This window comes from Aestuariivirga sp. (genome assembly GCF_044238155.1).
GTDB lineage: Bacteria > Pseudomonadota > Alphaproteobacteria > Rhizobiales > Aestuariivirgaceae > Aestuariivirga.
Genome location: NZ_JBIIDX010000107.1, coordinates 1 through 12,575, shown reverse-complemented (window position 1 = coordinate 12,575; position 12,575 = coordinate 1). Strand labels below are relative to the sequence as shown.

Here is a 12,575-nt window from a genome sequence, read left to right as displayed (position 1 = left end):
CAGCCCCACATCCTTGTCGATCAGTCCCGAGCCAGGAATTGAGGGGCCGCCCGTGTGGATCGTGCTCTGGATGCCATATTTGCGCGCCCATGCCACCATGCGCCTGGCCGTTGGACCATCCTTGACGCCACCAAGTCCCACCTCGCCCAGCAGCCTGACGCCGGCATCGGCGAGGTCCTTGAAATCCTGTTCGGTCATCTCGGGCTCGATGCAGGGGGCCCCAGCGTGAACCTTTACGCCCGAGGGCCGGAAATTGGCGAACTGGCGCTGGGCCGAAATTGCCAGAGCTTTGAGACCGACGACGTCCCGGGGACGGCCAGGCGTGTGGACCTCGCCCGCCGAGATCATGGTCGTTACGCCACCGTTGAGGTTTGAGTCGATCCAGCCGAGCTGATTCTGGCGTGGGGTCCAGTCCCCCGCGACCGGATGTACGTGGCTGTCGATCAGACCCGGTGTCAGGGCCGTTCCATTCGCATCGATGATCTGGGTGGCATTTTCCTGATCGACCTCCTTGGCACGTCCGATGGCACTGATCCGGCCATTTTCTGCCACCACGGTATCGGCATCGAGGATCGGGTTCTCAAGCGCGCCTGACAGTAGAAGGCCAATGTTGCGGATCACCAGTTTCTGTGGTCCGCCGGATGGGGCTTGTGCGTCATGCGCCATAATGTTCTCCTGCACGAGGGCGGCTCGTGGCGCCGCCATTGATGATGCATGATGCGTCAGGACATCCGGGCTGTCGAGGCCGACTGGCGGGGAGGGGAAAACCATGGACATCATCCGCCGAACGGCGCTGCGTGAGGGCCGCTGGCGCAACGGACTGGGCGTGTCCTGGGATATCGCGTCGGAGCCGCCCGGTGAGGATACCTTCGGCTGGCGCCTTGCGATTGCGCGGATCGACACGGATGTGCCGTTCTCGATCTATCCTGGTGTCGACCGCGTGTTCACGCTGCTTGCCGGCGAGGGCCTCAGGCTGGAGTTCGACGGGCGGCCCGCTCTTGTCGTAGATCGCCGTTTCGTGCCGCACTCCTTTGCCTGTGACGTGCCGACGTTCTGCCATCTGCGCCATGGGCCGTGCCATGCGCTGAACCTGTTTACCCGGCGTGGCCAGTGGTCAGCCAGTGTCGGCGTGGTGTCGGGTGGCTGTGTGCTGCGCCATGACGGCCCGATCCTGCTTTTCGCGCTTGAAGGTGCAGCCGATGTCAACGGCGAGGTGCTTGGCGAGGGCGACTCAGCCGTTGTCGCAGGTGAGGTGCGCGCCGGCACGGATGGCTTCCTGTATGCAGCGAAACTGGTTTCCAGCGCCCGGCACTTGCTCTAGAACCCCCGGCGCAAGTCAGGAGATACAGGCATGAAAGCGCGTGTGCAGTGGCTCGACGGCCGGGCCTTTGTCGGAGAATCGGGGTCAGGGCATGCCGTGGTGATGGATGGCGCTCCGGACGCGGGTGGCCGCAACATCGGCGTGCGTCCGATGGAAATGCTGCTGCTGGGACTTGGCGGTTGCACAGCCTTTGACATCGTCATGATCCTAGAGCGCATGCGCGAGCAGGTGACGGGGCTCGATATCGCGCTCGAGGGCGAACGGGCTACGGAGGACCCAAAGGTTTTCACCCACGTGAAGATGATTTATAAGGTAAAGGGGCGGGGTTTGAAGCCTGCCAATGTGGAGCGGGCTGTTTCTCTTTCGGCTGAGAAATATTGCTCTGCTTCCGCCATGTTCGAGAAAACGGCGAAGATCGAGCACAGCTTCGAGATCATCGAGGAGTGACCGGCGCTCAGGGCGTGACCAGGCCGGCCTGTGTGAAGTGGTTCGGGAACAGGGCTGCTGCGCAGGTGAAGGCCGTGCGCAGCGCCTCGTCAGGTTCATAGGGATTGGCTGAGAACATCAATTCCAACCACATGCCTTCAATGGTCAGCCGCAGAATGCGCGCGGCGCGTTTGGGCGGCAGGTTGTAGCCCCCTTCCGAGATCAGGCTGGCGCATGCTTCCTCAAAAGCCTCAATGTGGGCGCGGTCGTTGTCGCCGCATTGCTGAAGATAAAGCGGCCGGTTCTGCGCCTCGCCCCAGAAGGCGCACCAGGCGGTGAGGCGGTCCGGCGTCTGGCCGGCGCTGGTGAACTCGCACAGGATCAGGGCGTTGAGGCGGGCGGCCGGCGCGGGGCCAGCTGTGGCCAGGGCGGCTGCCCAGGTGCTCCGGTGTTCCTCCGACATGAAACGCAGGGTTTCCGCCAGCAGACGCTCCTTGCTCTGGAAATGGAAGTTGACAAGACCATGTGAAACGCCCGCCGCTGCCGACACATCCGTGAGTGTGGTCTGCGACAGGCCCTTGCGCGCGATCGTGGCGATTGTTGCCTCGATCAGCTGCTCTTTCCGGAACGCGCGGCTGGCCTTTCGGCTTGCGGGGACTAGCGAAACCATTGAACCGATTTGAAGCGCTTTTCAGTCGAAATTTCAAGATATTGCAAAAGATTACCATTTTGATTGACAGGTCAGTCAAAATAAAGCGAAACACAGTCCATGAATTTTATCGCCGCTTCTCCGACACCGGACTGGGACCGTAGCGGGCTTCCCGCCTGGACCTATCACAGCAAGGCCTTGCTCGAACTTGAGGTCGACGTACTGTTCCGTCGCCACTGGCAGCTTGCCGGTCATGTGAGCGACCTGCCGAATGCGGGCGATTTCCTCACCCTCGACATTGCCGACGATAGGGCGCTGATCGTGCGCGGCGAGGATGGGGTGGTGAGAGGCTTTCACAACCTTTGCCGTCATCGCGGGTCGCGCGTCGCAACGGAGCCGCGGGGGCAATGCAAACGTGGCTTCGTCTGCCCGTTTCATGGCTGGGTCTACAATATCGATGGCACTCTGCGCGGGCCGGCCCAGCCGCAGAGTTTTGGCGCCATGGACCGCAGCCGATTTGGTCTCAAGCCACTGGAACTCGATATCTTCATGGGTTTCATCTTCATTCGCTTCCTGCCGGGATCTCAGCCGCCAGTGTCCGAATTGTTCGCGGCCTTTGCACCGGAGCTTGCGAACTACCGCATGGACGACCTCATTCCAGCGGGTCCGGCCAGTGAACTCAGGCTGCCGGTCAACTGGAAGTCGGTGCGCGACGTGGACAATGAAGGCTATCACGTGGCAATGGCTCACCCTGCGCTGCACGATCTCTATGGAGCGAATTATCGAGATCAGCCCTATGTCGATGGGGTCAGCCGCTCGCTTGGCCGCTTCGGCAGGAAGGGCGCCAGGCTTTGGAGTGTCCGGCATTACCAGGCGTTGACTGGGGGGCCGAGCTGGCTTGACCCCGGTCTGCGGCAGGTTTGGGGATATTACGGGATGTTTCCCAACGCGGTGATTGCCGTGACGCCCGAACTGGTACAGTTCTATCAGGAATTTCCTGCTGGGGTTCAGTCAACCGTCATCCGCGGCGCGATCTACCGCCGACCCGTCGAGTCGCGGCAGGAGAGACTTGCGCGCTATCTGGCAAGTCGCATCGACAGGGCAACCTCCAAGGAAGACACCCAGCTTTCCATCTGGTCGAACGAGTCGATGAAGTCCTGCGGCTTCGACGGTTTCCATCTCTCTGATCTCGAACGGACTGTGCGAAGTCACCACGATCAGCTTCGTCTGCAGCTGCCCATAATGGCCTTGCCGCTAGCCCCACCTGAAACAGACATCGCGGCGCTGAACGCTGGACTGCTCGCCGACAGGCAACCGGCAACTCCGGCTTGACAGGCGGCTCTTGCCGAAACAACCTGAACGCCAGACCCTGAAGGGCAACACGAGCACAGGAGCAAAGATCATGACCATCAACCGACGCCGGGCCACTGGCCTGATGGCAGCCTCTGCGCTTCTGGCCATGCCCTACGTGCGAAGGGCCCGGGCCGAGGACCAGGTTCTCAACGTCTATAACTGGGCCGACTATATCGGCGAGACAACGATCGAGGATTTCCAGGCGCGCTCCGGGATTGCCGTGACCTACGACACCTACAGTTCTGCCGAGGAGATGCAGGCAAAAATGCTTGCCGGTTCCTCGGGCTATGATGTTGTCGTGATGGCAGGTATCTCTCTCCCCAATTTTGTCAAGGCGGGTGTCTATCAGAAGGTCGACCGAACGAAACTCAGCGGCTGGAACAATCTCGACCCTGAGGTGCTGCGAATTCTCTCTGGCTTCGATCCAGGCAACAATTATGGAATCCCCTACATGTGGGGGTCTGTAGGCGTGACTTACAACATGGACATGCTGCGCGAGCGAATTCCGGATGCGAAACTCGACTCGCTCGACCTTCTCTTCAAGCCTGAGCTGGCAGCAAAACTGGCCGACTGTGGAATTTCGGTTCTCGATAGTCCGACCGATATCTTCCCAATGATGCTGCGTTACCTCGGCAAGGACGGAGATAGCACCAACGTTGAGGACTACCAGGCGGTGGTCGAGGCCTTCAAGCCGGTTCGCCAGTATATTCGAACCTTCGATAACACCAATTACCTGAACGCCATCCCCAACAAGGAACTCTGTGTCATCAACAACTGGTCCGGCGACTATTCGACGGCAAAGTCGCGCGCCGCCGAGGCTGGCGTGGACATAAATCTCGAGTATCATGTGCCTGAAACCGGCGCTCCTGCCTGGGTTGATTGCCTTAGCCTGCCCACTGATGCAGCGCATGTGGAAGCCGCATACAAGTTCCTCGACTACATGCTTGAGCCGGAGGTCATCGCCAAATGTACCAACTTCACCAACTATGCGAATGGCAATCTGGCGTCCAAGCCGTTCGTCGACAAGGCAGTGCTCGAGAACCCAGCCGTCTACCCCGATGATAAGGTCAAGGCGCGCCTTTGGGCGCCGAAGCCGTTCAGCGAGGAGCAGGAGCGTGCCATGACGCGCGCCTGGCAAACGATCAAGTCAGGCTGAGTGGAGCGTGGCCGTGGGGGGGCCGCTGCCCTTCATCCGGATCGACGCTGTCAGCAAGCGCTTTGGCGGCTTCACTGCTGTTGACGGTATTTCTCTTGACATCATGAAAGGCGAGATGTTCGCACTTCTCGGAGGCTCGGGCTGCGGCAAGACCACGTTGTTGCGCATGCTCGCAGGCTTCGAGGAACCATCCTCCGGGCGGATCTTCATCGACGGTCAGGACATGGCGGCAATCCCCTCCTATGAGCGGCCTGTGAACATGATGTTCCAGTCCTATGCACTGTTCCCGCACATGACGGTCGAGGCCAATGTCGGTTACGGCCTCAAGTATGAGGCGATGAGCAAAGCCGAACGTGCCGATCGCGTGCGTGAGATGCTAGAGCTTGTGCAGCTAACCGAGTTTGGTGGCCGTAAGCCGCACCAACTGTCAGGCGGCCAGCGCCAGCGCGTCGCTCTTGCGCGCGCACTGGCGCGCCAGCCTAAGCTGCTGCTGCTCGATGAGCCACTGGCCGCGCTTGACAAGAAGCTGCGCGAGCACACGCAATTCGAGATCATGAGCATTCAGCAGCGCACCGGAATCACGTTCGTGGTGGTTACGCATGACCAGGAAGAGGCCATGACGCTTGCCGATCGGATCGCAGTCATGGACAAGGGCGTGATCCGTCAGGTTGGGCCGCCATCCGAGATATATGAGCGGCCAAACAGCCGTTTCGTCGCGGGTTTCATCGGTTCGATCAACATGTTTGATGCTGAAGCCGTGGCTGACGGGCAGGCGTGCACACTTGATGTGCCCGCGCTTGGTGGATTGGTAAGGGTCGCTGAACTGTCTGCCCAGCCGGGTGACAGGATGAGCCTTGCGGTGCGGCCTGAAAAGATCGTGATCAGCCGCGAGCGTCCGGCTGCGGCTGTGAATTGTCTTGCCGGCACGGTGAAGGACCTTGCCTATTTCGGCAAGGATTCGCTGTATCGTGTTCAACTCGCCTCCGGTACGCTCATTTCCGTCAGCAGTGTAAACCGGGCACGCGGCGACAAGCGCGAAGCGCCTGACTGGGGCGAAATGGTATGGCTCTCCTTCGAGCCCTCGGCTGCAATTCTGCTCAAGGCCTGACCGATGGCGAGAGCACGCGTCGGAGCAGGACGGTGGTTTGACCGCAGGGGCTGGCGAGATGTGATCATCGGCGCACCGTATCTCTGGCTCATTGTATTTTTTCTTCTTCCCTTTGTGATTGTCGTTGCGATGAGCTTCGCCCGCCGTGCCGAGTTGTCACCGCCCATCGCATTTCTTGATGAATGGCCTTATCTTCAGGGCCAGAATTTTTACCGGCTCATTGACGATTCGCTCTACATCCGTGCTTTTCTGACCTCGCTTTGGAACGCCGCAATCGCCACCATGCTGTGCCTGCTGATCGGCTATCCCATGGCGCTCGGCATCACGCGTGTCAGCAAGAGCTGGCGGAGCCTGTTGCTGATGCTGGTCATACTGCCGTTCTGGACGTCCTTTCTGTTGCGTGTCTATGCCTGGGTCGGGTTGCTCGGCAGCAACAGCTGGTTCAACAAGACGCTCACCGCCATGATCAATTCAGTGCTGCCTGCCGATCAGGCGCTGAACTCGCTGCCGATGATGAATAGCAATTTCGCCGTCGTGCTGGTCATGGTGTACTCTTATCTCCCCTTCATGATATTGCCGCTTTACGCCAATCTCGAGAGGCTCGACCTGACCCTCAATGAGGCGGCAACCGACCTTGGTTCACGTCCGTGGCAGGTCTTCAAGGACATCACCCTGCCGCTGAGCGTTCCCGGGATCATCGCTGGCGGACTGCTGGTATTCATTCCCGCGTCTGGGGAACTCGTCATTCCAAGTCTGGTGGGCAATGCGGCAGATCCGATGATTGGGCGCATCATCAGCGATGAATTCGCGTCAGCGCGCGACTGGCCCATGGCCTCCGCGGTGGCGGTGGCGCTGCTCATGCTGCTCGTCGTGCCGATCATGGCTTATGCGCATTTTGAAAAGCGCGCGCAGGACAGTGCCGAGGGCCGGGCATGAAGCGACGCTCCACCTTCCTGATCACCTGCCTGTGTTTCGGGTTCGCCTTCCTCTATGTGCCGATCTTCTCGCTCATCATATTCTCCTTCAACAAGTCGCGGCTTGTGACTGTTTGGGGCGGCTTCTCTACGCAATGGTATGGCAAATTGCTGCAAAACGAGCAGGTTTTGAAGGCTGCCATTCTGTCGCTGCAGATTGCCCTCGTCAGTGCTACGCTTGCCACCATTCTTGGCACCATGGCGGGTATCGCACTGGCTCGCTTCAGACGCTTTCGCGGCCGGACGGTTCTTTCGGGTCTGGTCACGGCGCCGCTCGTGATGCCGGAAGTAATCACTGGCATCTCCTCGCTCATGCTCTTCATTCTCATGGCGGAATGGGTTGGATGGCCAGGATCGCGCGGCTTCACGACGGTCACGATCGCGCACATCACGTTTTCCATGACCTATGTAACGGTCATCGTGCAGTCACGCCTGTCTTCAATGGATATCGCCCTGGAGGAGGCGGCGATGGACCTCGGGGCAAGGCCCTGGCAGGTGTTGTTCGACGTCACGCTGCCGGTGATCGCGCCAGCGCTGGTCTCCGGCTGGCTGCTGGCCTTTACCATCTCGCTGGATGATGTGGTCATCACCAGCTTCACCACGGGGCCCGGCTCAACCACGCTGCCGATCCTGATCTGGAGCAAGGTGCGGCTCGGCGTGACGCCCGACATCAATGCGCTTGCAACGGTAATCATCGGCCTCGTCGCTGTTGGTGTTGTCATGGCCACGCTGATCATGCATCGTGCAGAGAAGCGTCGTGAGCGCGATGTACAGTCGGCGCTTTCGCAAGGTGCTGCAGGATGATATGCCAACTTTCCCGCATGGAGACACAACCAAGATGAAACCTGTAAAACCGGCAGACCGCCGCGTTGCCAACATCTATGACGCTGCCTTCGAACCTTTCGTGTTTCCGGATGGGACCAAGCTTGGAGACAGTGTGCTGCAACTCAACGACGCCGAGCCGCTTGGCGTTGGATTTCATGTTTACCGCATGCCGCCCGGCATGACGACGCGACCGCATCGCCACAACGGCCATGAGCAGTTTCTGATTCTCGACGGCGAACTGATCGAGAATGACGGCACCGTATTGCGCAAGGGAGATCTCGTGTGGCTGCGCGATGGCACCGAGCACAGTTCATACACGCCAGAGGGTTGCCTGCTTGCCGTACATATCGCCGGTCCTGAGACGACAGTCGAATGATCTATTCTTGATTGCTGCAAGGCATTTCAGACAACCACAGGACGTCTCTCGAAATGTAAGGCGTGGCTTTCCCATTTTGCATGGCTCAGTCAAGTCATTGGCTCGACTCGGAAAAATCCAGTTCGCCTGAATTGGATGGCCCGGCAGGCGGGCCGGCCGCTTCTGGTGATTCTAAACCAAATCGGCTTAGATTCCGCCTTGAAGCGGGTTGGTGATCCCGGCAGCTTCTTCGCACACTTCGCCCGCCTGGTCTTCCGCCTCGGAACCGGCGGGCGCTTTCTTTTCTGGCAGAGCCCGGATTGTCATGCGGCGTGTCTTTGAGCGTAAGTGCTTGGGGATTTTGTCCAAATGAACTAGCCTACAAGGGCGGGTGTATCGCAAGGAGGGAAGACATGAACAACTCATACGGCGCTGGCAACCTTGGACCTGGAGCCTTGGTTCTCCACAGTCTGGCGAAGAACTGGTGGATGCTGCTGCTGCGCGGCATCGCAAGCATCGTTTTCGGTATCCTGGCCTTTACCTGGCCTGGCATCACGGTGTTGAGCCTGATCATTCTCTATGGTGCCTATGCACTGGTCGATGGGCTGTTCGCGATTTTTGCGGCCATCTCCGGCGGTGCAGCAACCAACCGCTGGTGGCTTGCGGTGGTCGGCATTGTTGGCGTGCTGGCCGGGATCGTCGCCTTTGCGTGGCCGGGCCTTACGGCGGTTGCCCTGTTGATGCTGATCGCCGCTTGGGCGATCGTGTCCGGTATCTTCGAGATCATTGGCGCCATACGGCTGCGCAATGAAATCGACAATGAATGGATGCTGATCCTGCATGGCGCCATTTCGGTGCTGTTTGGTATCTTCGTGTGGATGCAGCCGGGAGAGGGCGCGCTAGCCATCATCTGGGTGATTGGTGCTTACGCAATCATTGCTGGTGTCATCCTCAGCATTCTGGCTATCCGACTCCGTTCGCACGCACACTGAAGAACGGATGAATGCATGGTTGCGCGGCCCCGAAGGGGCCGCTTTCCTGCGAGCTTGCAGTTATGGGCCTAAAAACGATGGTGGGCGATACTGGACTCGAACCAGTGACCCCTGCGATGTGAACACAGTGCTCTACCAACTGAGCTAATCGCCCGTCTCCAAGGGATCAGCGGCGTATAGGCGGAAGGCGTCAGCCAAGTCAAGGACGAGGCGGCAGCAGGCTTACAATGGCCTCATAGGCCTCATCATAATGGGTGATCATCATGTCCGGTGCAAACTCTGCCACAGGCCTCGGGGTGTAGCCAAATGGAACGGCGATAACCGGAACCCCGGCATTCCTGGCCGTCAGGATGTCGGTCTCGCTGTCGCCCACCATCACTGCCTGAGGTTCTGCCAGGCCCAGACGGGAGACGGTTTCAAGGAAGGGGCGGGGGTCGGGCTTGGCGACGCCCAGCGTATCCGGTCCAACCACTGCACCGAAAAACCGGGAGAGATCGAGGGCCTCCAGCAGCTGGTTCGAAAGGCCCTCCAGCTTGTTGGTGCACACGCCAAGTGCAAAACCCTCACGTTGCAGCCTCTCAAGCAGCGCCACCAGGCCTGGGAAGGCTGCGCTGTCTTGCGCGATGTTGCGGGAATAGAAAGCCACGAACCTCTCGTAATCAGGCTCGACATTATAGTTTTCCGGCAGGCCTCCCGTCGCCTTGAGGCCTCTCGTCAACAGTGCGCGCGCGCCATGGCCGACAAACGCCCGCACCTCATCCATGCTGATAGGCCGCCGGCCCAGCCCCGCCAGAACGTGGTTGGTGGCCCGCATCAGGTCTGGGGCGGTATCGACAAGAGTGCCGTCAAGATCAAAGATCACGGCGCGATCTGGCAAAGGAACCTCCGGAAATCTGGCGGGTTGGTGAAATCCCCGGGTCCGTGCTAAGACCCCGCCACCCGAACGACAGGAGATCTCGGCATGGATATCCGCAAGACCCAGGCTCTGCGCGGCATACTGAAGGATACGTCTCTCCTCAAGGAGAAATGCTACATTGATGGCAAGTGGGTTGCGGGCTCGGCCACCATTGACGTCACCAACCCGGTTGATGATAGCGTGATAGGTTCGGTGCCAAGGCTTGGGGCAACTGAAACACGCCAGGCCATCGAAGCCGCACAGCGAGCCCAGAAGGACTGGGCCAGGAAGACCGCAAAGGAGCGCGCGGCCATTCTGCGCAAGTGGTTCAACCTGATGCTGGAAAACCAGGAAGACCTGGCCCAGATCATGACCGCCGAACAGGGTAAGCCTCTGGCCGAATCGCGCGGTGAAGTAGCCTACGGCGCGTCGTTCATCGAATTCTTCGCCGAGGAAGGCAAGCGAATCTATGGCGAAACCATCCCCTCGCCGTGGCCTGCCGCCCGAATGGTGGTGATCAAACAGCCCGTTGGCGTGGTGGCGGCCATCACGCCGTGGAACTTCCCAAATGCCATGATCACCCGCAAGGCGGGCCCGGCACTGGCAGCGGGTTGTACCTTTGTCTGCAAGCCAGCCAACGAAACCCCATATTCGGCGCTGGCCCTGGCCGAACTGGCGGAACGCGCCGGTATACCGCCGGGTGTATTTTCCATCATAACGGGCGTATCCCGCGAGATTGGCGCTGAGATGACCTCAAACCCTATCGTCCGTGCGCTGACCTTCACTGGTTCGACTGAGGTGGGCCGCGTTCTCATGGCGCAGTGCGCGCCTACCATCAAGAAGGTCGGACTCGAGCTCGGCGGAAATGCGCCATTCATCGTTTTTGATGATGCGGATCTTGATGCCGCCGTTCAGGGCGCGATGATGTCAAAGTATCGCAATGCCGGACAGACATGTGTCTGCGCCAACCGCATTCTCGTGCAGGATGGCGTCTATGATACGTTTACGGCCAAGCTTGCCGAGGCAGTGAAAAAACTGAAGGTGGGCGATGGTACGGAGCAGGGCGTCACAACCGGCCCGCTTATCAACAAGGCTGCGATAGCCAAGGTTCAGGAACATATCGACGATGCGGTGAAGAAGGGCGCGAAACTGGTGGCCGGGGGCAAATCGCTCGGGGGCAATTTCTTTGAACCCACACTGTTGCGCGATGTGACGCCTGACATGGCAGTGGCCCGCGAGGAGACCTTCGGCCCTGTTGCGCCACTGTTCAGGTTCAAGACCGAGGCAGAAGCAATCGCGATGGCCAACAACACCGAATTTGGTCTTGCATGCTACTTCTATTCGCGCGACATCGGCCGGGTCTGGCGCGTTGCGGAGGGACTTGAATACGGCATGGTAGGCATCAACGAGGGGATCATCTCGACTGCCGAGGCGCCATTTGGTGGCGTCAAGGAGTCAGGTCTTGGCCGTGAGGGTTCTCACCATGGCGTCGAGGAATATCTTGAAATGAAATACATGCTCATGGGCGGGCTCAACACGTGACAACAGAAGATCAGAAAAAAGCCGCAGCGCTGGCTGCGTTTGACTACGTCAAACCCGGAATGAAGGTGGGGCTGGGTACGGGCAGTACTACAAATCACTTCATCCGCGAATTAGCCGTACGGGCCAAGAGTGGTCTGGATGTCGAATGTGTTGCCACGTCGCGTGCAACGTTCAAGCTTGCCAGTGATCTTGGCCTGACGATGACCACGCTCGAGAAGCATCCCTATCTTGATGTCACAGTGGATGGCGCAGACGAATTTGATGGCAGCTTCCAGCTTATCAAGGGTGGCGGTGGCGCGTTGTTGGTCGAGAAGATCGTGGCGTCATCTTCCCGTTACATGGTGGTGATTGCAGATCAGTCCAAGAAAGTTAATACGCTTGGGCGTTTTCCGCTGCCAGTGGAAGTCGTACCATTTGGAGTCAACGCTACAGCCTGGAAGATTGAGCGCGCGCTAAAGATTTGCAATCTGAAGGGCAAACTCGTCTTGCGCCTGAAGGAGGGCAAGCCTTTTGTGACTGATAGTGGCAACGCCATCATCGATGTTTCAATTGGCGCAATTCCGGAACCTGGCAGGCTTGATGCGCTGCTCGACGTGATCCCTGGCGTGATCGAAAATGGCTTGTTCGTCGATATTTGCGGAATCGTGCTGATGGGTACCGATGACGGCGTAAAGACCTTCCGCAAGGGATGAGCGGCTACGACTATGATCTCTTCGTGATCGGCGCTGGTTCCGGCGGAGTCCGTGCTGGCCGGGTTGCGGCGCGCCATGGCGCAAAGGTTGCAGTTGCCGAAGAATTTCGTGTCGGAGGTACTTGTGTCATCCGTGGCTGCGTGCCCAAAAAGCTATTCGTCTACGCCTCTCAATTTGCCGAGGCCTTCGAGGATGCGGTAGGCTTCGGCTGGACCACCGGGAATGTTGCCTTCGACTGGCGCACCCTGGTGGCCAACAAGGACCGCGAGATTGATCGCCTCAACAAG

14 protein-coding genes, 1 tRNA gene and 1 pseudogene are annotated in these 12,575 nt (G+C 59.3%); 12 read left to right on the top strand and 4 right to left on the bottom strand.

The window, feature by feature from the left end:
- Positions 1-666: pseudogene (locus ACILRN_RS11725) on the bottom strand (Enamidase); the annotation flags it as partial.
- A 103-nt stretch (positions 667-769) separates the two neighbouring features.
- On the opposite strand from ACILRN_RS11725, the gene ACILRN_RS11720 reads away from it, so the two are divergent.
- Both ACILRN_RS11720 and ACILRN_RS11715 read left to right on the top strand, forming a co-directional pair.
- Entirely contained in the window at positions 770-1,321 is a 552-nt protein-coding gene (locus tag ACILRN_RS11720) for a HutD family protein (RefSeq protein WP_395688508.1), read from the top strand.
- Between the two features lie 30 nt (positions 1,322-1,351).
- Positions 1,352-1,768, top strand: a complete 417-nt coding sequence (locus ACILRN_RS11715) for an OsmC family protein (RefSeq protein ID WP_395688506.1) — start codon at positions 1,352-1,354, stop codon at positions 1,766-1,768.
- Positions 1,769-1,775: 7 nt separating this feature from the next.
- On the opposite strand, the gene ACILRN_RS11710 is transcribed toward ACILRN_RS11715, so the two are convergent.
- Positions 1,776-2,417 carry a TetR family transcriptional regulator C-terminal domain-containing protein gene (locus ACILRN_RS11710; protein WP_395688505.1) on the bottom strand — a complete coding sequence of 214 codons (642 nt, stop codon included), beginning with the start codon at positions 2,415-2,417 and terminating at the stop codon, positions 1,776-1,778.
- 99 nt (positions 2,418-2,516) lie between these two features.
- On the opposite strand from ACILRN_RS11710, the gene ACILRN_RS11705 reads away from it, so the two are divergent.
- From ACILRN_RS11705 to ACILRN_RS11675, 7 genes are all read left to right on the top strand, one after another.
- Positions 2,517-3,728, top strand: coding sequence for an aromatic ring-hydroxylating dioxygenase subunit alpha (locus ACILRN_RS11705; RefSeq protein ID WP_395688503.1), 1,212 nt, complete (start codon positions 2,517-2,519; stop codon positions 3,726-3,728).
- Between the two features lie 70 nt (positions 3,729-3,798).
- A complete protein-coding gene (locus ACILRN_RS11700) occupies positions 3,799-4,905 on the top strand; it encodes a polyamine ABC transporter substrate-binding protein (protein ID WP_395688501.1) in 1,107 nt (368 codons plus the stop codon).
- Positions 4,906-4,912: 7 nt separating this feature from the next.
- Positions 4,913-6,013 (top strand): ABC transporter ATP-binding protein, encoded by a 1,101-nt coding sequence (locus ACILRN_RS11695; protein ID WP_395688499.1) that lies wholly within the window; start codon positions 4,913-4,915, stop codon positions 6,011-6,013.
- 3 nt (positions 6,014-6,016) lie between these two features.
- Complete coding sequence (locus ACILRN_RS11690; protein ID WP_395688497.1) at positions 6,017-6,949, top strand: ABC transporter permease; 933 nt, start codon at positions 6,017-6,019, stop codon at positions 6,947-6,949.
- The gene (locus ACILRN_RS11685; protein WP_395688495.1) at positions 6,946-7,791 is read left to right on the top strand and encodes an ABC transporter permease subunit; all 846 of its coding nucleotides are present in this window, start codon (positions 6,946-6,948) and stop codon (positions 7,789-7,791) included. The genes ACILRN_RS11690 and ACILRN_RS11685 overlap by 4 nt, the downstream gene beginning before the upstream one ends.
- Before the next feature lie 34 nt (positions 7,792-7,825).
- The gene (locus tag ACILRN_RS11680; protein ID WP_395688493.1) at positions 7,826-8,188 is read left to right on the top strand and encodes a cupin domain-containing protein; all 363 of its coding nucleotides are present in this window, start codon (positions 7,826-7,828) and stop codon (positions 8,186-8,188) included.
- Between the two features lie 392 nt (positions 8,189-8,580).
- Entirely contained in the window at positions 8,581-9,159 is a 579-nt protein-coding gene (locus tag ACILRN_RS11675; protein ID WP_395688491.1) for an HdeD family acid-resistance protein, read from the top strand.
- A gap of 78 nt (positions 9,160-9,237) precedes the next feature.
- On the opposite strand, the gene ACILRN_RS11670 is transcribed toward ACILRN_RS11675, so the two are convergent.
- Both ACILRN_RS11670 and gph read right to left on the bottom strand, forming a co-directional pair.
- Positions 9,238-9,313 (bottom strand) — tRNA-Val (locus tag ACILRN_RS11670).
- A gap of 45 nt (positions 9,314-9,358) precedes the next feature.
- Positions 9,359-10,036 (bottom strand): phosphoglycolate phosphatase, encoded by a 678-nt coding sequence (gph, locus tag ACILRN_RS11665; RefSeq protein ID WP_395688489.1) that lies wholly within the window; start codon positions 10,034-10,036, stop codon positions 9,359-9,361.
- A gap of 84 nt (positions 10,037-10,120) precedes the next feature.
- On the opposite strand from gph, the gene ACILRN_RS11660 reads away from it, so the two are divergent.
- From ACILRN_RS11660 to ACILRN_RS11650, 3 genes are all read left to right on the top strand, one after another.
- Positions 10,121-11,596 (top strand): NAD-dependent succinate-semialdehyde dehydrogenase, encoded by a 1,476-nt coding sequence (locus ACILRN_RS11660; RefSeq protein ID WP_395688487.1) that lies wholly within the window; start codon positions 10,121-10,123, stop codon positions 11,594-11,596.
- Entirely contained in the window at positions 11,593-12,288 is a 696-nt protein-coding gene (gene rpiA, locus ACILRN_RS11655; RefSeq protein ID WP_395688485.1) for a ribose-5-phosphate isomerase RpiA, read from the top strand. Before ACILRN_RS11660 ends, rpiA begins: the two co-directional genes overlap by 4 nt.
- The coding region (locus tag ACILRN_RS11650; RefSeq protein ID WP_395688483.1) for an FAD-dependent oxidoreductase at positions 12,285-12,575 on the top strand (291 nt) is incomplete at its 3' end. The genes rpiA and ACILRN_RS11650, both read left to right, overlap by 4 nt.